This window comes from Stutzerimonas stutzeri (genome assembly GCF_000952685.1).
Taxonomy (GTDB): domain Bacteria; phylum Pseudomonadota; class Gammaproteobacteria; order Pseudomonadales; family Pseudomonadaceae; genus Stutzerimonas; species Stutzerimonas stutzeri_E.
Genome location: NZ_JYHV01000015.1, coordinates 139,519 through 164,282, shown reverse-complemented (window position 1 = coordinate 164,282; position 24,764 = coordinate 139,519). Strand labels below are relative to the sequence as shown.

The following is a 24,764-nucleotide window of genomic DNA, read 5'->3' as shown; positions in this document are numbered from 1 at the left end:
CCATGGCCCTGAGCCCGCCTCGCTTTCGGCGATCAGAGCGAATCCCTGCACGCTCTCGCATCGTCGGGTATTGAGTTGAGCGATTGTGCCGCCGTCCAACGAGGGCGTATCGCCGGGCGGGTGCGATACGCTGTATCAGGATCAGGGGTCAGCACACCAGCTGACCCCTGATCAGCGATATCAAGCCGCCTTGGCAGCCGTCGAAAGGCCCGCTGGGCGCTGCTCCCGGAACGCGAGCAGGAACGTCAGGAAGACGCCGAGTGCGAATACCGCGGGGAACAGCCAGATGCTCTGCCAATCGTGCCCGTCGGTTACTGCGAAATGATCGGTCACCTTGCCCGCTACCCAGAAACCGATGAGCATGCCGACGCCATAGGTGGCCAATGTGATCAGCCCTTGTGCCGAGCCCTTGAACGTCTCGCCCGCCTTGGCGTCCGTGTAGATCTGCCCGGAAACGAAGAAGAAGTCGTAGCAGATCCCGTGCAAAGCGATACCTGTGACCAGCATGAACAGCAGATCACCATTGTTGCCGTAGGCGAACAGTACGTAGCGCAGCGTCCAGGCCAACATGCCCAGCAGTAGCGTCTTCTTGATGCCGAAACGCTGGATGAACAGCGGCAGCAACAGCATGAACAGCACTTCGGAAATCTGCCCTAAGGTCATCTTGCCGGTCGGATTGTCGACGCCGATTTCGGCCAGAAACGGGTTGGCGTTCTGGTAGTAGAACGCCAGCGGGATGCAGATCAACACCGAGGCGAGAAAGAAAATGGCGAAGCTGCGGTCCTTCAGAAGCTTGAGCGCATCCAGCCCGAGTATTTCCTTCAGCCCGCCCTGCTCTCGTCGTGCCAGCGGTGGCGTGCTCGGCAGGCTGAAGCTGTACAGCCCGAGCAACGCCGACGCGATGGCACACATCAGGAAGGTGTTACGCAGCGCACCGGCCGCGATGGCCTGTTGGGAATCCCAGCCGAACAGAAAGCTGATGACCAATCCGGCGATGATCCAGCCCACAGTGCCCCATACGCGGATTTTCGAGAACTCCTGCGCCGGGTCGCTCATCTGCCGGAAGGCCACGGCGTTCACCAGCGCCAGGGTCGGCATGTAGACGATCATGTAGCCCAGCACGAAGGGGTAGAACGCGCTGAAGTCAGCCGCCCGATAAAGCTGGAACAACAGCACGGCGCCGACCAGATGGAGGATGGCCAACAGGCGCTCGGCGTTGAAATAGCGGTCGGCGATCAGGCCGATCACGAACGGAGCCAGAATCGCGCCCCAGGATTGGGTCGAAAACGCCATACCAATCTGGCCACCAGTCGCGCTCAGGTTGTTGGCCAGAAAGGTGCCGAGGGTAACGAACCAGCCGCCCCAGATGAAGAACTGCAGGAACATCATCAGGCTCAGCCGTGCATTGAGTGTGCTCATGGTCTTGTCCTTGTTTTAGTGCACGTCTTGTCAGTGAGATACGCCGTCATCGAGGCCCAACAACCGACGGTTTCTCGAGGCGCTGCTCGCAACGCCGGCAAAATCGTCGAAGGCTCGCGTGGCGCGGTTGATCAAATGCCGTCGAATGAAAGAAGCGCCCTCCTCGGCCCCTTGCGCTGCATCTTTGAGGCAGCACTCCCATTCGAGTACTGCCCAGCCCTCGTAACCGTACTGCGTCAGCTTGCTGAATATCTGTTTGAAATCGACCTGGCCGTCGCCCAGCGAGCGGAAGCGCCCAGGACGCTCGACCCAGCTCTGATATCCCCCGTAGACGCCCGAACGGGCATCCGGGCGGAACTCTGCGTCCTTGACGTGAAACATGCCGATGCGCTCGTGATAGCGATCGATGAAACCGAGGTAGTCCAACTGCTGTAGCAACAGGTGGCTCGGGTCATAGAGGATTTTCGCGCGCCGGTGATGGTCGACCGCATCGAGGAAGCGCTCGAACGAGGCGCCGTCGTGCAGGTCCTCGCCGGGATGGATCTCGAAGCACAGGTCGACTCCGGCTTCGTCAAAGGCATCGAGAATAGGCCGCCAGCGCCGCGCCAGTTCGGCGAAGCCCTCCTCGATCAGACCACTCGGTCGCTGTGGCCAGGGATACATGTAGGGCCACAACAGTGCGCCGGAAAACGTCGCATGAGCGGTGAGCCCCAGGCGCCGACTGGCTTTAGCGGCTAGCAGCAGTTGATCCATGGCCCACTGGGTACGAGCCTTTGGCTGACCACGCAGCTCCACCGGTGCGAAATCATCGAACAGGTCGTCGAATGCCGGATGCACCGCGACCAGCTGGCCCTGCAAGTGAGTCGAAAGCTCGCTGATTTCGACGCCCGCCTCGGCGCAAAGCCCTTTCAGTTCGTCGCAGTAGGTCTGGCTCTCGGCGGCTCTTTTCAAGTCCAGGCATTGCGTGCCAAGCGTAGGTAGCTGAACCCCGCAGTAGCCGAGCGAGGCGGCCCAGCTCACAAGGTTTGCAAGCCCGTCGAACGGTGCTTGCGTGCCAAGAAACTGCGCAAGAAAGATGGCCGGACCGCGAATACCCCTGGGTGTGTGGGTGTGCTCCATATTCATACCTGCCTTTCGGTGGCTGCGAATGCCGTCCACTTGCTGTCGCTGCGATGGCTGGCAAGGACCGTCTCGATAAAGGCCATGCCGCGCAGGCCCGCCTCGATGCCGGGGACATCAGGCGTCGCTCCCGATCGGATGGCAGTGGCAAAATCGCTATAAAGGTTGGCCATTGCCTCGAGATAACCCTCCGGGTGCCCAGCGGGCAGGCGCAGGCGTCGCAGGGCTTCGTCACATAACCAGCCCTGATCGACCCCGGCGCGGAGCAGGCGTTGGGCTTCGCCAAGCGGGCGATGGACCAGGCTGTTCGGTTCCTCCTGGCGCCATTCAAGACCGCCGCGCTCGCCGTACAAGCGCAACGTCAAGGCGTTCTCTTCGCCTGTGCAGACTTGACTGGCGATGAGCACGCCGCTTGCGCCTCCGTCGGTCTGGAACAACACAGCACCGTCATCGTCGAGCTGCCGTCCTGCGACATGCACGCCGAGATCCGCGCACAGCCGCTCGATGCGTTGGCAACTGACGAACTCGGCAAGATTGAAGGCGTGCACGCCAATGTCGCCCATGCAACCGCTCGGCCCGGCCTGTTCCGGCTCCCCGCGCCAGACAGCTTGCTTGTTGCCCTGCCCGGCCTGGTCCTGGCTCAGCCAGCCTTGGGGATACTCGACATAGACCTTGCGCAGACGGCCAAGCACGCCGGCTCGCACCATCTGTCGCGCCTGCCAGACCATGGGATAGCCTTGGTAGGTATGCGCCAGCCCATACAAACGTTCGCTACCGGCCAGTGTGGCGGCCAAACGCTGCACCTCGGCGAGCGACAATGCCGCCGGCTTCTCGCTAAACACATGGAAGCCCGCCCGCAGCGCCGCTTCGGCAATAGGTGCATGCAGGTGATTGGGCGTGACGATGGCCAACAGCTCCATGCGTTGGTCCTCCGGCCGCGCCTGCTCTTCGGTCAGCAGCGCCTCCCAGGATCGATAGCAGCGCTCGGGGCTCAAATGCAGTGCTTCACCGCTTCGTCTGTTGTTCTCAGGGTCCCGGCTGAAGGCACCGCAGACCAGTTCGATCCGGTCATCGAGCCGCATTGCCTGACGATGCACCTGGCCGATGAATGCTCCCTCGCCGCCACCCACCATGCCCATCCGGACCCTCGCCCGACTGGCTAAAGCCATTTCCATACTCCGTTCTAATTGTTTTATGATCAATGTAACCGGTTACATTGATCAAGAAACTAGCACCAAAGCCTGTGCTGTCAAGAAAGATTGAATAGAACGTAGCGCGCAGACCGTAATCGTCATCCGAACGTGGCAAGTCGTTGCAACTACCCACGCATGAGCCAAATCGCTGCGTTACGCTATCGACTTGCCGGCGGACCGATCACCACCGGATTGATCAACGAGGAGCTATGCCGAACATTCGCAAGGTGGCCGAACTGGCGGGGGTTTCTGTTGCCACCGTATCGCGCACGTTGAAGTCTCCTGAGAAGGTTTCGCCGCAGACCCGCGATCGCGTGCATACGGCAGTCGAGCAAGCCGGCTATCGCCCTAATCTGATGGCTATACAATTCCGTTCCCGCAGGACCCGCAACCTTGTCGTGCTGGTGCCGGTTATCGCCAACGTATTCTTCGCCCGCGTCATCAGCGGCATACAGGAAGCCGCGCAGGCGTTCGATTACCGCGTGCTGCTGTGCGATACCCGGGGCCGTGAGGAGGTCGAGACGGCCTACGCGGAGCTGGTCCACGCCCACCAGGCCGACGGTGTCATCCAGCTTCGGGCGTTCAATCCGTTCAGCGAGACCTGCCGTCACGGCGACGACCCGCCACCTATGGTCAACGCTTGCGAAGTGCTCGATACGCCGCCCTGTCCCACTGTTCGTCTGGATAACCGTGCCGCCGCCCGCACGATGACCGAACACCTGCTCGCGCTGGGCCATCGTCGCATCGGCCTGATCAAGGGGCCGCAAGGCAGTCCATTGACGCGTGACCGGATCGCCGGCTACGAGGATGCCCTCAGCGCCGCGGGCATTGCAGCCGACCCCGAACTGCTCTGCCGCGGCAACTTCACCTTGCAGGCCGGCTATCAAGCGGCAGACCAGCTATTGCGTTATCCGAACCGTCCCACGGCGATCTTCTGCGAGAACGATGAGATGGCGATTGGCGCCATCCAGCGCATCCGCCAATCCGGCTTACGGGTCCCGCAGGATATGTCGGTCGCCGGATTCGATGACATCCCCTTCGCTGCCTTCTGCGATCCGCCATTGACGACCATCGCACAACCCGCCGAAGCGTTCGGCCGGCAGGCGGTCGAGATGCTGGTGGCGCAGTTCGAAAAGCGCCCTCTCGAAACACCTCATGTCGTCCTGCCTTACGAGCTGGTCGTGCGCGGCAGCACGGCCGCCGCGCCTTGCTGAGCCTGGGAGCTTGCGCCAGTAAGCGTCGGGCCGTCAGGACATACGACCGCTGTCGGACGTTCGAGCGCTCGATTGGCAACGTTACCCCATGTACGCAGGTACCTGTTGCCCCGGCTGGGGTTCATCGCGCTGTCAGCTCGATCGATTCGAGGCTCGGTAGCAGCTTGTCCAAGGTCAGCGGGAAGTCGCGCACGCGGATGCCCGTCGCGTTGTACACCGCGTTGGCTACCGCTGCTCCAGCACCGCACACGCCCAGCTCACCGAGCCCCTTGCTACCCAGCGGATTGGCATTCAGGTCGGGCTCCCCGATGAAAACCACATCCATATCGGCTATGTCGGCATTGGTCGGCAGCAGGTATTCGGCCAGGTCATGGTTGACGAAATGCCCGTATCGCCCGTCGAGCACGGTCTGTTCCAGCAGCGCCGCACCTATGCCCCAAGCCATGCCGCCGAGTATCTGCGAGCGCGCGGTCTTGGCATTGAGGATGCGCCCGGCATCGATCACCGAGAGCATTCGGCGCATGCGAATCTCGCCGGTATCGATGTTCACCGAGACTTCGGCGAAATGTGCCCCGAACGAATGCTGGGAAAAGTCCTTGTACGCATCCCCCATCGGGCCGACGCTCGCTTCGGCCCGCAAGCCGGCCGGTGCAATCCGCCCTAGCAAGTCGGTCAGCCGCTCCCGGTGCTCGCCGATAGCAACGGTGCCATTAACGAATCGGAGATCGTCCGGGTTGGCGTTTTCATAAGGCGAGTCAGGTCGGGCGTTAGCCGCTTCGACGATCAAGGATCTCAACTGCAGACAGGCCGCATCGACCGCCGACGCCGCGCTCGATGCGCCCCATGAGCCGCCCGAGCCTGATGTCCGCGGGAAACGCGTGTCGCCCAGCCGAACCTCGACTGCCGACATCGGGACGCCGAGCCGCTCAGCAGCGACCTGGGTCAGGATGGTATAGGTGCCCGTGCCGATGTCGGTCATGTCGAGCCGGACGCTTACCCGCCCGGTGGCGCTGATCGCCACATGTGCCGAAAACCGGCCCAGGTAGTTCGGACGAATCGCCGCGGCCATCCCCATTCCGATGAGCGTCCGCCCTTCTCTGATCTTCGCCGGGGTTGGGTTGCGCCGCTCCCAACCGAAGCGCTCGGCGCCGGTACGCATGCATTCGATCAATGAGCGAGAAGAAAACGGAACGCCGCGCTCCGGATCGACCTCGGGCTCATTACGGACCCGCAGCTCGATCGGGTCGACCGCCAACCGCACGGCCAGTTCGTCCATGGCGCATTCGAACGCCAGCATGCCAGGCGCTTCGCCTGGCGAGCGCATCCACTCGCCCCGGTTGAGGTCCGTGCGTACCAGGCGGTGACGGGTCAGGCGATTGGGAGCGGCATACAGCGAGCGGGCAAAGATTGCCGTTTGCTCGCAGAACTCCTCGACACGCGAAGTGGCCGACCAGACGTCGAAACCCATCGCCTCGAGCCGGCCATCGCGGTCCGCCCCTAGGCGTACCTGATGCACCATGGCGGCGCGGTGACCGGCGTTGGCGAACATCTGCTGTCGGGTCAGCGCCACCTTGACGGGCCGCTCCAGCTCGCGCGCCGCCAGTGCGGCCAATATGCAATCGGCGTGGGGGATCAGCTTGGCGCCGAAACCACCGCCAACGTAAGGACTCACGACCCGCACCCGCTCGGGCGCAATACCAAGGGTGGCCGCTACTCCCCCTTGGGTGTTGGCCAGCGTCTGCGTGGAGGTATAGAGCGTCAGACCGTCGCTCGACCAGACCGCCAGCGCCGCGTGCGGCTCCATCGGGTTATGGCTCTGGTACGGCGTGCTGTAGCGGACATCCACCGTAAAGGCCGATTGCGGGAATACCGTCTCGACGTCGCCCATGGCGCTATCGGTCTCGAAGCCGGCATTGGTTCGCACCGGTGTGTACGCCTGTTCCAGACGGGAACGCAGATCGAACTCGCCTTGCTCCGTGGCATAGCGAACCCGTATCAGACCCGCTCCGGCCCGAGCGGCTTCGAAGGTTTGCGCGACCACCAGCGCCACTGGCTCATCGTAATAATGCACATCGGCGGTCGCCAGCATTGGCCGCGCACGGGTGAAGGTCTCGGCTGGCGTCGGGGTCACCGGTGGGCCGAACGATGGCTGGTTCGGCGCGTTGCGATGGGTCATGACATGGAGCACACCGGGTGCCCGCTCGGCCTCGCGGGTATCGATCTCGACGATACGTCCCCTCGCAATCGCCGCGCCGAGAATGTAGCCATAAACCATCCGCTCCACATCGCAATGTTCATAGGCATAGGTGGCTCGCCCGGTCACCTTGAGTCGGCCGTCCACTCGGTTTACGGGCTGCCCGATGGGCCCTTCATTCGCAGCTGTCATGAGGGTACTCGCTCCGTACGGGTGGCCGCCGCCAATGTCTGGCGCACGACTCGCTTGGCCAATGGAATCTTGAAGTCGTTGTCGCCGCGCCCTCTTGCTTGTGCCAACGCAGCGTCGGCGGCGGCGACATAGCTCGCGTCGGTAGCCGGTTGCCCAACCAAACGCTGCTCCGCCTCGCTCGGCCGCCAGGGCTTGTGCGCGACGCCGCCGAGCGCGATGCGAGCGTTGCGCACCTCGCCGCCACCGGCCTCGACGATGACCGCCACCGATACCAGCGCAAAGGCGTAGGACGCCCTGTCACGTACCTTGCGGTAGAGCTGCTGGCCGTCTGGCGCAGGCGGCAGAGTCACCGCGACGATGAGTTCACCCTGCGCCAGGTCCGTTTCGATGTGCGGCGTATCGCCGGGCAAGCGGTACAGACGCTCGATCGGAATGCGGCGCGGCGTGCCGTCCGACCGCAGGGTTTCGATGCTGGCGCCCAGCGCAGTCATGGCCACCGCCATGTCGGAAGGATGCACGGCAATGCAGGCGTCGCTGGCTCCGAGCACCGCACTTACGCGATTGTGCCCCTGTAACGCCGAGCAGCCGGCGCCAGGCTGACGTTTGTTGCACGGCATGTTCGTGTCGTAAAAGTAGGGGCATCGGGTCCGTTGCAGCAGGTTTCCGGCGGTGGTCGCCTTGTTGCGAATCTGCCCTGAGGCGCCCGCCAGCAACGCTTGCGTCAGCAACGGGTAGCCGTCGCGCACTCGCTGATCGGCCGCAAGATTGCTGTTGCGCACCAGCGCCCCGATACGAAGGCCGCCTTCAGCGGTTTGCTCGATCCCGGTCAGCGGTAGTCTGCTGATGTCGACCAGCTGAGAGGGCCGCTCGATGGACAGCTTCATCAAGTCGATCAGATTGGTACCACCACCGATGAAGCGTGCTTGTGGGTTCGCGGCAACGGTGGCAGCTGCCTCTGCGGGACTGGAGGCACGCTGGTAGTCAAACGAAAGCATGCTCAGGCCTCCTCCGCCGCGTCGCGAATGGCGGCGACGATGTTGGGATAGGCGGCGCAGCGGCATAGATTGCCGCTCATCCGCTCGCGGATTTCCATGTCGGTCAGGGCGGGACTCGCGCGCCCGACATCCGCCGTGACATGGCTCGGCCAGCCGGCCCGGACCTCCGCCAGCATGCCGACGGCGGAGCAGATCTGCCCCGGCGTGCAGTAACCGCACTGGAAGGCATCGCGTTCGATGAACGCCTGCTGCAGTGGATGCAGGGTTTCCCCGTTGGCAAGGCCCTCGATGGTGACGATGTCGTCGCCTTCATGCATCACCGCCAAGGTCAGGCACGCGTTGATTCGCCGGCCGTTCACCAACACCGTACAGGCACCACACTGGCCGTGGTCACAGCCCTTCTTGGTTCCGGTCAGGCCAAGGTGTTCCCGCAGTGCATCGAGCAATGTGGTCCGCGCATCGAGCGCCAATTCGTAATCGCTGCCGTTGACCAGCAAGCGGAATGATGCGGCGTCGACCGGAGCGGCAGTTGGAGATGCAACTTCAGGTCGAGCCAGCGCGCGCACACCGGTGGTGAGCAGCAAGCCGGCGGCAGCACCGGCCTGCAAAAGGGCTCGGCGGGTCGTTCGTGGGGTGTTGTTCTCGTCCATGGTTGTCTCCCGAAACAAGCGGTTGCTCGGGAGTGTCGTGGATCGATGTGCAGCGTTCTTTCAACTATGCGGAAGAATGTCAGCATCCCGGACGCGATGACGCCGATAGAGGTGCGGCGTGGTACCGGTCAAACGCCGGAACGTGGAGGTGAAATGGCTTTGACTGGAAAAGCCGAGCTCGAGCGCCATGAGGCTGATCGGCATTGCACTCGACTGCAGCAGCGCTTCGGCGCGGCGCACGCGGCGCTCCAGCACGTAGGCATAGGGCGCCATGCCGGTTTCCGCCCTGAAGTGGCGCGAGAATGTATCGACCGGCATGCAGGCCAGTCGCGCCAGGTCGGTCAGCGAAATGTCGCTATCGAGTCGCGACTCGATGTATTCCGTCAGACGTTTCACCAGTTGGGGCCCGAGCCTCCGCCGGCGCTTACCTGGTGATTCGTCGGGTCCGCCATTTGCCAAGCGAAGGCTCACCAGGCTCACGAGATGCTCCAGATAGACCGAATCCGGCAGATGCCCGGCACTGACTTCGGCCGCGAGCGAGCCAATCAAGCTGCGGACCACCTCATCGCTACCGTTGACCCGGATCGGTCGATCCAATAGCGCAGAACATCCCGGAAGATCCAGCGATGGATCCAGCCACAGGGCGCTGTAGACCAAATCCGCCTCGTGAAAGTAACCGGAGCGTTCAACACCGGCGGGCACGAAGGACAAAGCCCCCGGACGGTCGCTGCCCTGATAGATGCGCCGGGATTCGCTGTAAATCTGCGTGGTCGTGGTCATGCCGCGCTCGGTCAGCACGATGACATGGCTGGGCGCGGTCCATTGAATCTCCGCCTCTTTGCAGGCCCACCGGCGCCGGTCGAACGTCACCAGACCGCCGAGCAGCGACAGGGTACCAAGGCCCGTAGCCTCTGCAGCGGCAGCACGCAGCGTTCCGTTACCTAGAAGCGGCTCGAGCGATGCGGACTCAGCTGCAGCCATGCAAGGGCCCTCCTCGGATCAGCAGTTGCGACATGATGGTTGCTCTCAGGCTTTATACACAGCGCATCTTGAACGGCTTATTACGAGCGATGGGGTCAGCAGTTTCGAGAAGAAGCCTAGCCCAGATTGGCTGAAACGAACCTGAGCTCGTCAGCAGCCAATCATCGAACAGGCCGCGCTGCTGGCTTCGGCGGTTTAGCCAGCGCGCAGCAGCCGGCCGTTTGCTTTAGATCCGGTCAACCATCAGTGCCCTCTGGCAGTTTCGCGATCACCTTGATTTCGAACTGGAAGCCGTAGAGCCAGGTCACGCCGACAGCGGTCAGCGTCGGGTGCGGCGCGCTTCCCCAGAACTCGGGTACGACCTTCCAGATGGTTTCGAACGTCGATTGCGGATCGACCATGAACACGGTGACGTCAACCACATCGTCGAAGGTGCAGTTTGCAGCCTTCAGGATCGCGTTCAGGTTCTCGAACGCGAGCCGTACCTGAGCCGTCAGATCCGGCTCCGGCGAGCCGTCTTCACGGCTACCGACCTGCCCCGAAACGAACAGGAAGCCGTTGGCGCGGATCGCCGGCGAATAGCGGTTGCGTTCGTAGAGCGCCTGGCGCCCGGGTGGGAAAACAACATTGCGCTGGGTCATGGGGTTACCTCGGTCTATAGGCCGTCGCCGGCCTGTGATTCACGATGGGTTGAATCTAAGGCGGGCATACCTGGCGGATAAACTGGCGCGTCTACCCATCACTGTTTGTAGAATCCAAACAATCCCCCGAGGCTGGAGCAGAGATGGACCGTTTTGATGCGATGAAGGCATTCATCCGCGTGGTTGAGACCGGCAGCTTCACCAAGGCAGCCGAAACCCTGCACATGAGCAAGACCACCGTGTCACAACTGGTGCAGCAACTGGAGGCCAGATTGCGTGTCAGGCTGCTCAACCGCACCACCCGCAAGGTCAACGTCACGGCCGACGGTGCTGCCTACTATGAGCGCGTAGTACGGCTACTGGCCGACATGGACGACGCCGAAACCAGCCTGTCCAGTGCCTCGGCACTCCCTCGGGGTCGTTTGCGCGTGGACGTGCCCAGCCCCTTTGCCCGGATGATTCTGGTACCAGCGCTGCCTGCGTTTTACGCTCGGTATCCGGACATTCAGCTGGACATGGGCGTAAGCGATCGCACGGTCGATTTGATCGGCGAGAACGTGGACTGTGTCGTGCGCGGCGGCGAACTCACCGACCAATCACTGATAGCGCGGCATGTCGGCGACCTACGGCTTGGGGTCTACGCGGCGCCGAGCTACCTGGAGCGGGCCGGCACGCCCTCACATCCGCGGGAGTTGCAAGACACGCACCACCGGATTGTGGGTTTCCTCTGGGAACGGGCCGGCAAAGTCGTCCCGTATGCCATGCACGGCAACGGAGAGAACATCAAGGTGCTCGGTCGCTATCTGCTCTCGGTCGACGACGGCAACGCTTACCTCGCGGCCGGCCTGGCCGGGCTGGGTGTTTTATGGCTGCCGGATTACATGGCCAAGGATCATCTGGCACGCGGCGAGTTGATCCCCCTGTTCGAAAGCTGGCAACTCGATTCGATGCCGATGTATATCGCGTTTCCCCCGAACCGACATGTCAGCGCCAAACTGCGCGTGTTCATCGATTGGATCGCAGAGCTGATGGCGCAGCACGCACCCGTAACCGGCCGGCACGGTCGATAACCAAGACGCTTGCGCACGACCACGACTGCAGGCAATCAGGGCAATAACGTCGCCAAGGCAGACAGCAACAACAGTACCGCCAGGCTCCGATTGAACATTACCCGCCGTACCCTGGATCCCAGGAGCGCTGCCGCACCTCGTCCGAGGAGCGCCCAAGCGCCCAGGCACGGCAGGGAAATGCAGAAGAACACCAGTGACAGCTGCGTCACGTCATCCCAGCGCTCCGCGCCGGGGCGGGCGAATACGCTGATGACCGCAATGGCCATCATCCAGGCCTTGGGATTGACCAGTTGCAGGCCTGCCGAGGCTAGAAAACCGATACGCGACCCTGCCCCCCCATCTTCCACGCGCTCGGGTTCCGGACTCGTGTAGATCTGCCAGGCGAGATAGCTCAGCCAGAGGATACCGAGCCCCTTCATCAGGCTCTGCAGCAGAGTGTGCGTCGCCACCGCATCGCCAACGCCGAGGCCAACCGCCAGCACCACCAGCGCGGCACCTGCGCAGCCACCCAGAACGATTGGCAAAGCGCCAAGCACACCGAAGCGCACGCTGTGGCTGAGCACCAGCACATTGGTCGGCCCTGGCGTGATGGATGCCACGAACGCAAACAAGGCAAACGGCAGGAGTTCGATCATAACGAGCCCCCCCGGCGGCAGTGATTGTGCAACGGCCTATCGAAATTATCGCTCATGTCGTCCGACTCCTGAGTAGCGTCGGTGCCAGTCTGAGCAGCCAGTAATCAGTCGTCTGGAAGATTCGAGCAGCGCGTGCGGTAGTGCGCCGGGGTCAGGCCATAGGCGCGCCGAAACCACCGGCCAAGGTGGCTCTGGTCGGCAAATCCGAGGATGGAGGCGACCTCGGCGGGCGCTTGCCCTCGGGCCAGCAGATAGCGCGCCCTGGCCAGCCGCAACTGGATGAGATAGGCATGCGGTGCGAGCCCAAACGCCGCCTTGAACGCGCGGGACAAGCGAAAGCGACTGACTCCAGTCACCGCAGCGAGCTCATCCAGCCCGATGTCCTGATCGAAATGCGCATGCAGGTATTCGCGCGCACGAATGGCCACCCGTGGCAGTCGCGGGTCGTCCTGTCGCTCCTGCCGCCAGCGAAGATGGCCGCTCAGGTTGAGCAGCAGCGTATCCAGCGCGGTTTGCCGCACGATGCGCAGGTCGCATTGCTCCAGCGCGTGGAATGCGTTCGCGATGGCACTTAGCAGCTGGGGGCGCTCCGTCAGGGTTCTATCGAATCCAGGTTCACCACAGGCTAGCGGCGTATCGTCAAGCGTACGCAACTCCCGCGCGAGCCAGGCCGGCTCCAGGTAAAGCATTGAATAGGTGAACCCGCCGTCGACAGGTGCATCACCGTCGTGGATCTCACCGGGCTCGACAAGAAAGATCTGGCCGGGCGTGCTCTTGTGCAACGCACCCCGGCAACTGAATTGCTGAACGCCCTGTTCGGTGAAGCCAATCAAATAGCTGTCATGCCAGTGAGGGTCGAATGCATGGCCCTCGAAGTGCGCACGAATGGTCTCGATGCCGGTATCGGCATCCTGGCGAAGGGTGATCCAGCTACGATCATCGGTATGCATCGAGCACTCGGGGCAGAAGTATCAACGTGCGATGGGTGATCCTAGTACGGAGTCAAACTCATGTCTGGAACATTCGTGCGGGCGCTCAGCCAGTGTGCTCTTCCCCGCCACCCAGTTCGCTTCGCAGGCATCGTCGAAACAACTGATGCAGCGGCAACTGCTGCGCGCTGTGGCGGCTGACCAGCATTAGTTCGCGATAGAAGGTGGCACTGCCGAGCGGCAATATGCGAACCGTCGGTTCACGCTCCAACCAGAGTCCGGCTTTGGGCACCAGCGCCACGCCCAGTCCGCTTTCTACCATTTTGACGATTGCGTCGAGCTCGTCGAGTTCGAGCCCCGGGCGAACCTCCAATCGGTGTTTGCGCAGGAAATGACTGACCTGTCGGCCACCGAACGAACTGCGGTCGTAACGCACCAAGGGATGATCGGCGAGCAACTGGAACGGGTCGTCGCCTTCGGTTTCCAGGGGCGCGATCAAAACGAACGGCTCCTGCTGGATCAGCTCGACATGCAGTTCCTTGGGCAACGCAAACGGGGGGCGGATCATCACCGCCAGGTCGATATCGCCCGCATCGACCTGTGACAGCAGGTTCAGCGAAACACCAGGGACGAGTTTGGGCGCAACGCCTGGGGCCTCACGCCGCAAACGCAACAAAACCGGCGGCAGCAACCCGGTCTGCACCGTGGCGATCGCGCCGATACGCAGCTCGCCACGGTATTCAGTCAGCGACTCGGGCTGGCCCATCTGTGCGAACGTCTCAAGAACCTGCTCGGCCAGCGGCAACGCGCGCAACCCGGCGGCATTGAGATGCGCCGAACGCCCGGTTCGATCGAACAAACGCAGGCCTAAGCTCTCTTCGAGATTTTTGATCTGGGCGCTAACGGCCGATTGTGTCAGACCGATCTGGTTGCCTGCCGCCGCGAAGCTGCCGCACCGAGCGATCGCCAGGAAGGTTTTTATCTCGCGAATCATGGGCACCGTTCCGATCGATTTTTTTGAGGCTCGGATCAAAACATATCCGTTGTTGGCGGGTGCGACAAATAGACCAGAATGGATGCTGTCGTTCCCACAAAAAAAAAAGGAAGTCCCGATGAGCCTCTCTCCCTTTCACCTTGCGATCCCCGTTTACGACTTGCCAGCGGCCCGCCATTTCTACGGAGAAGTATTCGGTCTTGCCGAAGGGCGCTCGTCCGAGCATTGGGTCGACTTCGACTTCTACGGGCATCAACTGGTGATCCATGAACACCCGAAGACCCAGTCCCAGGATGCCGCGCACACCAACGCGGTAGATGGCCACGACGTGCCGGTGCCGCACTTCGGCATCGTGCTGAGCTGGCTGGAGTGGGAAGCCTTGGCCGAGCGCCTACGCTCTTTGGGCACGCAGTTCGTCATCGAGCCTTATGTGCGCTTCCAGGGCCAGGTCGGCGAGCAAGCCACCATGTTCCTCTTCGATCCCTGCGGCAATGCACTGGAATTCAAGGCATTCAAGGATATGAGCCAGCTGTTCGCCAAATGACCGCGTTCGCAGTCCGATGCCAGGCTGGGGCGGCGCGCAGAATAGTCGCGCCTAGTCCGGTATATGACATGCGAGCAAGGGTCGATTCGAGTCGGAGGACGGCTCGCCTCCAATGACCACCCAGCCTTACGCCCTGCCGAGACGAATCAATGGACTCCCGTAAACCTTTGGATGCGATGGCCGTTGGTCTGATGCTGCTGCTCTGCCTGATTTGGAGCGCGCAACAGATCGCGCTGAAGGCGACCGCAGCGGATTTCTCCCCTGTGTTGCAGATCGCCCTGCGTTCGGGCATCGGAGCACTGCTGGTCGCGACATTGATGCTCTGGCGTCGTGAACGACTGACCGTCGCGCAGGGCATGTGGAAGCCAGGGTGTCTGGCCGGTATCTGCTTTGCTCTAGAGTTCCTGCTGGTTGGCGAGGCCGTGCGGCACACCTCTGCCGGACATGTCGTGGTATTCGTCTACACCGCGCCGGTGTTCGCGGCCCTCGGCCTGCACTGGAAGCTGCCGAACGAGCGCCTCGCCCCGCTGCAGTGGGTTGGCGTAGGGCTGGCCTTCGTCGGAATCGCTGTGGCCTTCCTACGCGGCGCCGACGCTGAGGCCGGGTTAACCAGCGTGCTGTGGGGCGACTTTCTTGCCCTGCTGGCCGGCGCGGCCTGGGGCGCAACCACCGTGCTGATCCGCGCCTCTCGGCTCTCTTCACTGCCAGCAACCCAGACGCTCCTGTATCAGCTGCTGATGGGTTTCGTACTGCTGCTTCCTATCGCCGCTCTGATCGGTCACACCACTTTCAATCCAACTCCGCTGGTTTGGCTGAGCCTGGGCTTCCAGTCGCTGATCGTCTCCTTTGCCAGCTTTCTACTCTGGTTTGCCTTGCTGCGCCGCTATCTCGCGTCGCGGCTTGGTGTGTTGTCCTTTCTCACGCCATTGCTGGGCGTTGTGCTCGGTGCATGGCTGCTGGCCGAGCCGGTAGAGCCCAGCTTCATTGCCGGGGCGATTCTGGTGCTGAGCGGGATCGTACTGGTCAGTGGCTATGGCTGGATCGCGTCGGTATGGAGGCGGTAGGCCGCGCATGCGGCTAACCTCGGGCGTTCACTTCCGAAGCGCGTAGACATATGCCTCGACTGTCTGGCCGCTGGCCAGCTGCACGACGGTCGGTGTGCGCATGTAGGCGTCACCTTCGAAGGCGTCGAGTCTTGCCCAGTGGTCAGACAGCTGATCGGAGCTGAAAACCAGGCCGTCGATGGTGTCGCCCTGCTCCCCCAGGTCGAGCCCGGGGAACCCCATCGCGGCGCCCCAACCCTCTTCACGCAACGTGCCCGTCACGCTCGCCGCTTCCCAGGAGCCGGGCACGCCGGCCAGGACGTGTTCGTTCGGCCGTCCGGGTGCCAGCGAGCCGTATACGAAAAGCCGTTCCATCTCCAATCCCCCCTAAGTGGCGGGCGCCGCCCAGCCAAGATTATCGTCAACATGTCTAATCACCGAGCGATAGGACGCGCTTTCACGCACTCGCTGCGGCCTGCCATTCCCGCGGACTGGCACCGGTCTTCCGGCGGAAGGCACGGGCCAGCGCCGACGGGCTCTCGTAGCCGACCTCGTCGGCGATCAATGCGATCGGTCGTCCCTCGCGCAAGCGCTTCTGCGCCAAGCTGATACGCCAGCTGGTGAGGTAATCGGCCGGCGTCTGTCCGACCACCGCGCGGAAACTGGCGGCAAAGCTGGCCCTGGACATGTTCGACTCCGCCGCCAATTCAGCCACTGACCAGGCACGCTCGGGTTCGGCGTGCATCAGCGTCATCGCGCGTGCCAGACGCAGGTCCGCAAGACCGGCCATCATCCCTGAGGTCATGGTCTGACTGGCCATCAGGTGGCGCAGCATCTGCACGATCAGCAGCTCGAAAAGCCGCCCCATCACTGCCTCCCGGCCGCAATAACTGGCAAGCGCCTCCTCGAAAAGCCAGTTCAGCGCGCCATCGAGAATCGGCGCTTCGGCAACCGGCAGCAGCAGTACGTCGGGCAATGCGGCTGCCAGCGGATTGTTCACCCCGCCACTGAAGCGCAACGTCGCGCAGACCAGTCGTGCATGTTCGGATTCACTGGCAATCATCCGGTGACGATAGGGTCGTGGAAATACCATGACGGTTGGCTCGGTCAGCTTGACCTCGCTGTTGTCCTCCAGGCGAAGGGTCATGCTGCCCTCGCGCAAAACGTGGATGTAGCCCACCTGATCGGCCGTTTCGAAAGCCGCTACACCGCACAATTCCCCGCTGTGATAGAGCCCTGCACTCATGCCGAAGTGAGTGAGCAGGCTAGATAGACGATCCATGACAAGCCTCGATTAGACGATCAGTTGCATATTGTCGACGATTTGAACCCAAAGCAACGTTCCGCCTGCGCATTATGTCCCTGCACCTGACGCATGCCGCTCACGAAGTCCTGAGCCATTTCCAGTGTTGGTGCTCTGGTCCGCTGAATGCAACCAGCGACCGACACGCGACCCCGAATCATCTCATCGACAAGGTAGATCAACGTCATGACCACCGCATCCAAAACCCGCAAAACCATAGCCTCCGCTCTTTTCGCCGTCTCCACGCTGGGCAGTGCCATCGGCTTCGCCGCCGACAAACCCACCGTGATTCTGGTGCATGGCGCCTTTGCCGAATCCGCGAGCTGGAACGGCGTAGCCGCTCGGCTGATCGACCAGGGCTACCCTGTGGTCGCCGCAGCCAACCCGCTCCGTGGGGTGGCGAACGATGCGAAGTACGTATCGAACATCATCGAGCACACATCCGGGCCCATCGTATTGGTCGGCCACTCCTACGGCGGTAGCGTCATCACCAACGCAGTGAAGGGCAGCAGCAAGGTTAAGGCGCTGGTCTACGTCGCTGCGTTCGCACCGGCAACTGGCGAAAGCGCTGCCACGCTGGCAGGTAAGTTTCCCGGCGGCACCCTGGGCCCGACGCTTGCGGCACCGGTGCAACTGAGCGATGGCAACCAGGACCTGTACATCCAGCAAGACAAGTTCGCCGAGCAGTTCGCCGCGGACGTCGCACCGGCCGAGGCGGCACTCATGGCGGCGACCCAGCGCCCGATCACCGCCGCGGCGCTCAACGAGGAGAGCCAGCAGGTCGCCTGGGACTACGTGCCGTCCTGGTTCGTTTACGGCACGGGTGACAAGAACATTCCTGAAGCAGCGCTGAAGTTCATGGCCGACCGTGCCGGGTCGAAGAAAACGGTGAACATTCCCGGCGCATCCCACGTCGTGATGACTTCGCATCCAGACGAAGTGGCGGCCCTGATTGCCGAAGCCGCCGAAGCTACGACCAAGTAACCAGCCTGGCCTCGTGCGCCGTTCGATGAGCTCGCCTCATCGAACGGCGTTTTCATTCCAGCAGGAGTGCTTGCGCGTAGCTGCGCGGTTTCGCCAGTTGATGGTTTGCCGACTCACACTGAACGGGCGATATGCTCGCGCAGCCACTGGTGCGCCGGGTCGCGGTGGGAACGTTCGTGCCACAGCATCGCCATTTCATACCCCGGCACCTCAACCGGCGGTTCAACGAACCGCAGCGCCGCGTTGTCGCGTACCAGTCGCCACGGCAGCATGGCGACCAGATCGGTACTCGCCAGCGCCGCCATCACGAACAGAAAATGCGGAACCGAAAGCGCCACGCGGCGCGACAGACCGGCAGCCTGCAACACCTCGTCGGTCACACCACGAAAGCCACCGCCATCCGGCGAAACGATGACATGCGCAAGCTTGCAGAACTGGCTGATCGACGGCCGCTTGCGCAGGCCTGGATGCCCTGCTCGCCCCGCCAGCACATAGCGTTCGGCAAACAGCAAACGGCGATGCAAACCCGGCGGCGAGCCGTCACTGGTATGGAAGGCGAGATCGATAGCGCCTTGCTCCGCCTGTTTGGCGATACGCGGCGGAGCCATTTCAATGACGGCCAGTTGAACACCAGGCGCCTGGGAATACAGCCCTGCGAGCGCCGGCATCACGATTGTCGATTCGGCGTAGTCGGTGGCTGCGATCCGCCAGGTATGAGTTGCCCTGGAAGGATCGAAGGGAGCCGAAGGCGACACCACCTGCCTCAGCGCCTCGAGTACCTGACGTAGCGGCTCGCGCAACTCCTCCGCTTTCGCGGTGGGTCTCATGCCCCGCGGGCCGGGCAGCAACAGCGGATCGCCAAAGAACTCGCGCAGCTTGGCCAGATGCACACTCACCGAGGGTTGCGCCAGATTCAGACGCTCCGCCGCGCGTGTCACGTTGTGCTCAGCGAGCAGTACGTCGAGTGTCAGTAGCAGATTTAGGTCGAGCCTGTGGAGATTACTCATTGCAATACCTGGAATTTCAATTATTCATTTTTAACATAGCCGAGCACGGGCGACCCTAGGCACTCACCTACTCGCTCACCCTTCTGATGCACCAACGGAGCTCAGCCATGAATATTCTTCTTGTTTACGCCCACCCTGAACCCCAATCACTGAACGGCTCTCTGAAGGACTTCTCGGTCAAGCGGCTCGAAGCGGCAGGCCATGACGTCCAGGTTTCAGACCTCTATGCAATGAAGTGGAAGACCTCGGTCGACGCCGAAGACAATCTGGAGCATCCGATCGATGCGCGCTTCGAGCCATCGCTCAGTTCCAAGCAGGCGTAAGAGAACGGCAGCCAGCGCGCGGACATCGCCGCGGAACAGGAGAAACTGCGCTGGGCCGATGCGGTGATTCTGCAATTCCCGCTGTGGTGGTTCTCGATGCCCGCCATCCTCAAAGGCTGGGTCGATCGCGTGTATGCGTACGGCTTCGCGTATGGCGTCGGGGAGCATTCCGATGCGCGCTGGGGCAACCGATACGGTGAGGGCACGCTCGCAGGCAAGCGCGCCATGCTGGTCGTCACCACGGGCGGGTGGGAGTCGCATTACAGCCCTCGCGGAATCAATGGCCCGATGGACGATGTGCTGTTTCCAATACAACACGGGGTACTGTACTACCCGGGCTTCGACGTTCTGCCGCCCTTCGTCATCTATCGAACCAGCCGGATGGACGAAGACCGTTACGCAACGGTCTGCCATCACCTCGGCGAGCGGCTCGATACGCTGTTCAGCACCGCACCGATTCCCTTCCGCCAGCAGAACGCCGGTGCCTACGAGATACCGGCGCTCACCCTGCGCGATGAATTCGCGCCCGGCGAATCGGGCTTTAAAGTGCATGTCGCTCGCGAGTAGATCGGCCGACCGCTAAGGGCCACATTGTTTTTGTGATGGGGAACCGACTCGGAGGGGCTAAACAAAAGCGACGATCTACCGATAACCCGGCATGCCAGGCGAAACGTATCTTTCGGTACCGTCTCGCGGCATCAGTCAGCCGGTTCTTCACCCTGCCCCGTTCAGCGCGGCGGGTGCCAAGGTCGGTATCGCCCATCTGCAAGCGGAGCCCCACCGTGCAACTGATCGATAATCGAGCGCTGATCAACGATGCCCTGAGCCAGTCTGCGGAGCTCACTGGAGGTCGCTTCGATCATCGCTACTGGTTGAGCAAGGTGGCGGACGTGAAGTTGCTGATCATTTCCAAGCCGGAAGTACTGTTCGACCTGTCGGTCAAGGTCTACATTCCGCTGCCTCCCGGACAGAAGACACCACTCACCTACGGCGACGGCTGGTTCAATTGGCACTTTCTCGGTAGCAAAGGCGCGATGGTTACTATCGCCCGGGAGATTCTGACCATCGCCATGCGCAATCGGGCATCCAACTCATCCGTGCTGCAGGTCTGGCTAGCCCAATTGGTGTCGTTCAAGCACAGCGACCATACCATCGCCGTGCTTGAACCCGAGCCGCATAAGGACCTGGTGGGGCACTAGGCCGGTTCGCCCGAACCGAGCGCCGCTTCCTCGTAATCCAGTTCGCGCAGCAGCGTCTGCAGCATCTGCTCGTCAATGACGTAGCGTTTGCGCATCCGATAGAGCTCCTTACGCTGCACCCCGATGGCCTGCATGCGAATGTCGCGCTCCAGTGCCATCGTCTCGCGGGCCTGGTTGGTTCGCTCGTGGTGATCCATCAGAGCTTCGATGTCCTTGCGGTAGGACTCGGTAACCCGCGCCGTCACTTCGCTACGAAGCAGCACTTGGTCAGGGTCATCGACGGGGTTGGCCTGCTTCCAGTTTTCCAGCCAGCTGACGGCTGCCTGGGCTGCCGTCCGGCGGGCCTTCTTCAGCTCTTCCCGGTGCAGTTCGACGTCGTTGTTGGGCAGCTTCTTGAGAAAAAAAGGAATCCCCAAGGCCCCCACCAGCAACGACAGGATGATCACCGCCGCGGCGAGGAAGATCATCAGGTCGCGGCCCGGGAACGGGGTATCGCCGATCATCAGCGGGATCGACAGCACGCCGGCAAGGGTAATCGCCCCACGTACGCCCGCCACTGCGCTCAGCGCGGAAAACAGGGGAAGCGGCTTGGGTTGCACCGTTCTGCCGAGCAGGCGAAGCACACGCGCTTCCCCCCAGTGATAGGCGAAGACGAACAGGAAGCGGATCACCAGCAACAGCGCCATGATGGCCAGCGCGCTGAATATCAGCATCGGCATCCGGTAGGTCTCGTGGCCAGCGGCCTCCCAGACGCGTTCGACGATGCGGGGAAACTGCAGCCCCAACAGCAGGAAGACCAGGCCGTTGAAGCTGAAATCGAGCATTTCCCAGATGCTGCGGTTGAGAATGCGCGTGCTGGTCTTGACCGGCAGCATGTCGATGCGGCTCTGTACCATCCCCGCCGCCACCGCCGAGAGAATGCCGGACATCCCGGCATGCTCGGCCAGGAAGAACGCGGCGAACGGCAGCAGCAGGATCATTACCACATAGGTCGACGGATCGAACAGGTCGCGTGCCGTCATCCACTGCTTGGCCTTACCGACCGCCCAGCTCAAGCCGGCGCCGATGGCCAACCCGCCGAGGGCGATGACGAAGAATTCACCCGTCACGCTGATCATCGAGAACGAGCCGGTAATCGCTGCCGCCAGCGCGAACTTGAAGGAAACCAGGCCGGTGGCGTCGTTCATCATCGCCTCGCCTTCCAGCTGGTGCGCCATATGCCGCGGGAGTCTGCCCTGGGCAATGGCGATCACAGCCAGCGCGTCGGTCGGCGACAGAATGGCTGCCAGCGCGAAGCTTGCACCGAGCGGAATGGCGGGCAACAGCCAGTGAATGAAGTAACCGACCACTACCAGGATGATCAGCACGAGCACCAGTGACATGGCGGTCATTTCCGCGCCGTGCTCGGTGAACTCGCGCTTGGGAATTTTCCAGCCGTCGTAGAACAGCAGCGGCGGAATGAACAGCAGCATGAAAATTTCGGGTTGTAGCTCGACCCCCATGCCGAACGGCGGAAGCGCCAGCACACTGCCCATGATGATCTGCAGGATCGGCAGCGGTAGCGGTACGACATTGGCCAGAACGCGGCTTGCACCCACCGCAAGCAACAGCAGGAATATCAGGTAGAGCGTTTCCATGGGGCCGGCGGGCTCTCTGTAAAAGGTAATAGACGGGATGCACGCAACAGATGCGCATGCGAAAAAGTATAGCCAGGTGTTTGGGTATAGCCGCCTCGTTCGTCAGATCTGATCGGACTAAAACCAACGAAGCCGCGTTCGGCGCTTTGTAGCATCAGACGTCGCACCCGCAGGCAACCGTCACTCGCGATGACAGGATTATCGCTCGCCAGACTCACCACCTGTCGGATGTCCGATCCGCTGGACACCATGTCCAGCCTGCCTGGCATTTATTACCGTTCATGTCCCCTCCGCTGGACGGCCGGCGCGCGGGCGAAAACTCCATCTACCCTTAGGTCCGTGGCGCTAGAGCGGCGCACCGGCGCTCAGCGACCAGTTATCGGGAGCGGGGCCGTGAGCGGCTGCGCCTGGCATGGCTTTGGCTCTGATCGATACGCCTGGCCGCTGCCGTATCCTCCGCCCGGGCGCTCCCGCCTCGTGGCGTCTGCACGAGGCACGACAACAACAAGAAGAAGGAAGCCCACATGAAAGCACCCCGTACAACCCGCGCACGCCGCGCCGGGTCGTCGCGTCTGCTGCTGGCCGTACCTGCCTTGCTGGCAGTGGCGATTGCCCAACCCACCTTCGCCGCCAGCTGCAGCGAAATGACCGGAACCCAGATTCCCGCCGCGGCGATCGCCCTGCCAACCTCTGGGGCCCAGGTGATGTCTGCCACTTCGGTGCCAGGCGGCGGTAGCGCACCGCAGACCTTCGGCCCGTATTGCGACCTGAACGTGGAAGTCGCGCCGGTCGACCCGAGCGCACCAACGATCAAGATGCGCATCGCGCTGCCTGAACAGTGGAACGGTAAAGCGATGATGTATGGCGGTGGCGGCTACAACGGCACCATTCCCAACGTCGCCGGCAATGTCCCGGCCGGACCTGCCAACCAACCGACGCCGCTGGGCCGTGGCTATGCCGTGTTCGGCAGCGACTCGGGCCATGTGGCCAACCCGATCAATCCCGGTGATTTCGCCTGGAATGAAGAAGCGCTGGCCAACTACGCCCATGACGCGCTGAAAAAAACCCGCGATACCGCTATCTACCTGATCGAGCGCCGCTACGGCCAGCAGCCGGTTCGCAGCTATTTTGCCGGAGGTTCCACCGGCGGCCGTGAGGCGCTCGCGGTGGTGCAGCAATGGCCTGAGGATTTCAATGGGGCCATCGTTCTCTACCCTGCCTACAATGCGGCGGCGCTGGACCTGCAGTTCGGCCGCATCACCCGTGCGCTGGCCGCTCCCGGCGCCTATCCCAGCCTGGAGAAGCGCTCTGCATTGCTGGAAGCCGCGATGCAGGCATGCGACGGGTTGGATGGCGCCATGGACCGTGTGATCAGCAACCAGGCGGCATGCAACGCCCGGTTCGATCCGGCCAAAGCCAAACTGAACGGCCGTCCATTGCGCTGCCCTGCCGGCGTCGATACCGGCGACAGCTGCCTGTCCGATGCGCAGATCAACGCCTTGAAAATCTTCGATACGCCGATCCGTTTCAACCAACCGCTGGCCAGCGGCGAGCTCGGCTACCCCGGCTTCAACACCTGGGGAACGGATCTGGGCCGGCCCGGCGAAGGCCTGCAGGCGATCGTCAACCGGCTCGGCCTCAACACGCTGCAACCCGATTACCCGATGCCGGTGCACGGGACGGGCTTCGCCGAGGGCGCGCCCTACCACTCCGGATTCTGGGATGAGTGGGTGCGCTACTTCGTGACCCGCAATCCGGCGTTCAACTCGCTGACGCTGGATCCAGCCAACCTCGGTCCATGGCAGACGCGAGTCGACGCCCTGTCGCTGCGCCAGGATGTCAACCAGACGGACCTGTCGGCCTTCGTCGCCAATGGCGGCAAGATTCTCATGGCCCATGGCACCTCGGATCAGCTTGTCAGCACCCGCGCCACGGCCGAGTACTACCAGCGCGTGCAACGGGACATGGGTGTCGGCCAGACCCGCAGGTTCATGCGTTATTACGAGATCCCCGGCTACGCCCATGCCGCCAGCACGGTATTCAACGCCGCCTGGGATTCGTTGACGGCGCTGGAAAACTGGGTCGAACAGGGCATCGCGCCAAAGCGGCAGGTCGTCACCGACACCGTCGCGGTGCCCGGCCGTACCCGGCCACTTTGCGAGTACCCCGCCTGGCCGAAATACAAGGGCCGCGGCGATGTGAACGACGCCTCGAGCTTCGTCTGCGTGAAAAGCCAGAAAGGCCGGCACTGAGCTGAGCCGTCGGGCGGACCTAAACCATCAGCTGCGAGCCTGATAGCTCGCCGCTGATGGATGCCTGTCCCGAACCCTATGCCGTGATCGTGCCATGGGCCATACGAGCGCGGCAGCACCGATCCGACGCGGGCTGCAGGCAGATCGCCGTGCCGTCCGTGATATTGGACAGCAATGAATCCGCCGTTCTGAGCATGCCCAATTCGTCGGACAACTTCAGCTGCCCAGAAGCCATGAAGCTGCTGT

General features: G+C 62.5%; 22 protein-coding genes and 1 pseudogene. 8 read left to right on the top strand and 15 right to left on the bottom strand.

The window, feature by feature from the left end:
- Window positions 1-180 precede the first annotated feature (180 nt).
- Genes UF78_RS09435 through UF78_RS09425 form a run of 3 tightly spaced genes read right to left on the bottom strand, consistent with a single transcriptional unit; the run spans window position 181 to window position 3,677 of the window.
- Complete coding sequence (locus UF78_RS09435) at window positions 181-1,419, bottom strand: nucleoside permease (protein WP_045161905.1); 1,239 nt, start codon at window positions 1,417-1,419, stop codon at window positions 181-183.
- A gap of 30 nt (window positions 1,420-1,449) precedes the next feature.
- The gene (locus tag UF78_RS09430; RefSeq protein WP_045161904.1) at window positions 1,450-2,544 is read right to left on the bottom strand and encodes a sugar phosphate isomerase/epimerase family protein; all 1,095 of its coding nucleotides are present in this window, start codon (window positions 2,542-2,544) and stop codon (window positions 1,450-1,452) included.
- Window positions 2,541-3,677 (bottom strand): Gfo/Idh/MocA family protein, encoded by a 1,137-nt coding sequence (locus UF78_RS09425; protein WP_045161903.1) that lies wholly within the window; start codon window positions 3,675-3,677, stop codon window positions 2,541-2,543. Before UF78_RS09425 ends, UF78_RS09430 begins: the two co-directional genes overlap by 4 nt.
- Before the next feature lie 263 nt (window positions 3,678-3,940).
- On the opposite strand from UF78_RS09425, the gene UF78_RS09420 reads away from it, so the two are divergent.
- Window positions 3,941-4,945 (top strand): LacI family DNA-binding transcriptional regulator, encoded by a 1,005-nt coding sequence (locus tag UF78_RS09420; RefSeq protein WP_045161902.1) that lies wholly within the window; start codon window positions 3,941-3,943, stop codon window positions 4,943-4,945.
- Between the two features lie 121 nt (window positions 4,946-5,066).
- Here UF78_RS09420 and UF78_RS09415 read toward each other — a convergent pair whose 3' ends face one another.
- The 5 genes from UF78_RS09415 to UF78_RS09395 form a co-directional block, all read right to left on the bottom strand.
- Window positions 5,067-7,331 carry a xanthine dehydrogenase family protein molybdopterin-binding subunit gene (locus tag UF78_RS09415; RefSeq protein WP_045161900.1) on the bottom strand — a complete coding sequence of 755 codons (2,265 nt, stop codon included), beginning with the start codon at window positions 7,329-7,331 and terminating at the stop codon, window positions 5,067-5,069.
- A complete protein-coding gene (locus UF78_RS09410; protein ID WP_045161898.1) occupies window positions 7,328-8,326 on the bottom strand; it encodes an FAD binding domain-containing protein in 999 nt (332 codons plus the stop codon). The genes UF78_RS09415 and UF78_RS09410 overlap by 4 nt, the downstream gene beginning before the upstream one ends.
- 2 nt (window positions 8,327-8,328) lie before the next feature.
- Window positions 8,329-8,976 (bottom strand): 2Fe-2S iron-sulfur cluster-binding protein, encoded by a 648-nt coding sequence (locus tag UF78_RS09405; protein ID WP_045161897.1) that lies wholly within the window; start codon window positions 8,974-8,976, stop codon window positions 8,329-8,331.
- 60 nt (window positions 8,977-9,036) lie between these two features.
- Complete coding sequence (locus tag UF78_RS09400; RefSeq protein ID WP_045161896.1) at window positions 9,037-9,957, bottom strand: helix-turn-helix domain-containing protein; 921 nt, start codon at window positions 9,955-9,957, stop codon at window positions 9,037-9,039.
- A 236-nt stretch (window positions 9,958-10,193) separates the two neighbouring features.
- Entirely contained in the window at window positions 10,194-10,598 is a 405-nt protein-coding gene (locus UF78_RS09395) for a RidA family protein (RefSeq protein WP_045161895.1), read from the bottom strand.
- 143 nt (window positions 10,599-10,741) lie between these two features.
- Here UF78_RS09395 and UF78_RS09390 point away from each other — a divergent pair, with 143 nt between their 5' ends.
- Window positions 10,742-11,668, top strand: a complete 927-nt coding sequence (locus UF78_RS09390) for a LysR family transcriptional regulator (protein ID WP_045161894.1) — start codon at window positions 10,742-10,744, stop codon at window positions 11,666-11,668.
- Between the two features lie 35 nt (window positions 11,669-11,703).
- Here UF78_RS09390 and UF78_RS09385 read toward each other — a convergent pair whose 3' ends face one another.
- The 3 genes from UF78_RS09385 to UF78_RS09375 all read right to left on the bottom strand — a co-directional run bounded on the left by UF78_RS09385 (window position 11,704) and on the right by UF78_RS09375 (window position 14,226).
- Window positions 11,704-12,303 carry a LysE family translocator gene (locus UF78_RS09385; RefSeq protein ID WP_045161893.1) on the bottom strand — a complete coding sequence of 200 codons (600 nt, stop codon included), beginning with the start codon at window positions 12,301-12,303 and terminating at the stop codon, window positions 11,704-11,706.
- A gap of 104 nt (window positions 12,304-12,407) precedes the next feature.
- Window positions 12,408-13,253, bottom strand: coding sequence for an AraC family transcriptional regulator (locus tag UF78_RS09380; RefSeq protein WP_045161892.1), 846 nt, complete (start codon window positions 13,251-13,253; stop codon window positions 12,408-12,410).
- 85 nt (window positions 13,254-13,338) lie between these two features.
- Window positions 13,339-14,226, bottom strand: a complete 888-nt coding sequence (locus UF78_RS09375; RefSeq protein WP_045161891.1) for a LysR family transcriptional regulator — start codon at window positions 14,224-14,226, stop codon at window positions 13,339-13,341.
- A 118-nt stretch (window positions 14,227-14,344) separates the two neighbouring features.
- Between UF78_RS09375 and UF78_RS09370 the strand changes: the two genes are divergently transcribed.
- Together UF78_RS09370 and UF78_RS09365 are read left to right on the top strand one after the other, a co-directional pair.
- Window positions 14,345-14,770 (top strand): VOC family protein, encoded by a 426-nt coding sequence (locus UF78_RS09370; protein WP_045161890.1) that lies wholly within the window; start codon window positions 14,345-14,347, stop codon window positions 14,768-14,770.
- Window positions 14,771-14,919: 149 nt separating this feature from the next.
- Complete coding sequence (locus tag UF78_RS09365) at window positions 14,920-15,834, top strand: DMT family transporter (RefSeq protein ID WP_045161889.1); 915 nt, start codon at window positions 14,920-14,922, stop codon at window positions 15,832-15,834.
- A gap of 27 nt (window positions 15,835-15,861) precedes the next feature.
- Here UF78_RS09365 and UF78_RS09360 read toward each other — a convergent pair whose 3' ends face one another.
- Window positions 15,862-16,188 carry a gamma-glutamylcyclotransferase family protein gene (locus UF78_RS09360; protein ID WP_045161888.1) on the bottom strand — a complete coding sequence of 109 codons (327 nt, stop codon included), beginning with the start codon at window positions 16,186-16,188 and terminating at the stop codon, window positions 15,862-15,864.
- Between the two features lie 82 nt (window positions 16,189-16,270).
- Entirely contained in the window at window positions 16,271-17,095 is an 825-nt protein-coding gene (locus tag UF78_RS09355; RefSeq protein WP_045161887.1) for an AraC family transcriptional regulator, read from the bottom strand.
- Window positions 17,096-17,302: 207 nt separating this feature from the next.
- Here UF78_RS09355 and UF78_RS09345 point away from each other — a divergent pair, with 207 nt between their 5' ends.
- Window positions 17,303-18,100, top strand: coding sequence for an alpha/beta fold hydrolase (locus tag UF78_RS09345; RefSeq protein ID WP_052679296.1), 798 nt, complete (start codon window positions 17,303-17,305; stop codon window positions 18,098-18,100).
- A 113-nt stretch (window positions 18,101-18,213) separates the two neighbouring features.
- Here the strand turns inward: UF78_RS09345 and UF78_RS09340 are convergent, their stop codons facing one another.
- A complete protein-coding gene (locus UF78_RS09340) occupies window positions 18,214-19,107 on the bottom strand; it encodes a LysR family transcriptional regulator (protein WP_045161885.1) in 894 nt (297 codons plus the stop codon).
- A gap of 107 nt (window positions 19,108-19,214) precedes the next feature.
- On the opposite strand from UF78_RS09340, the pseudogene UF78_RS09335 reads away from it, so the two are divergent.
- Both UF78_RS09335 and UF78_RS09330 read left to right on the top strand, forming a co-directional pair.
- Window positions 19,215-19,997, top strand: a pseudogene (locus tag UF78_RS09335) (NAD(P)H-dependent oxidoreductase).
- A gap of 215 nt (window positions 19,998-20,212) precedes the next feature.
- A complete protein-coding gene (locus UF78_RS09330; protein WP_045161883.1) occupies window positions 20,213-20,629 on the top strand; it encodes a hypothetical protein in 417 nt (138 codons plus the stop codon).
- Here the strand turns inward: UF78_RS09330 and UF78_RS09325 are convergent.
- Window positions 20,626-22,266 (bottom strand): Na+/H+ antiporter, encoded by a 1,641-nt coding sequence (locus UF78_RS09325; RefSeq protein WP_045161882.1) that lies wholly within the window; start codon window positions 22,264-22,266, stop codon window positions 20,626-20,628. The two genes, UF78_RS09330 and UF78_RS09325, sit on opposite strands and share 4 nt — an antisense overlap.
- Window positions 22,267-22,790: 524 nt before the next feature.
- Here UF78_RS09325 and UF78_RS09320 point away from each other — a divergent pair.
- On the top strand, window positions 22,791-24,518 hold the full coding sequence (locus tag UF78_RS09320) for a tannase/feruloyl esterase family alpha/beta hydrolase (RefSeq protein ID WP_080890579.1): 1,728 nt from the start codon (window positions 22,791-22,793) through the stop codon (window positions 24,516-24,518).
- Window positions 24,519-24,764 lie beyond the last annotated feature (246 nt).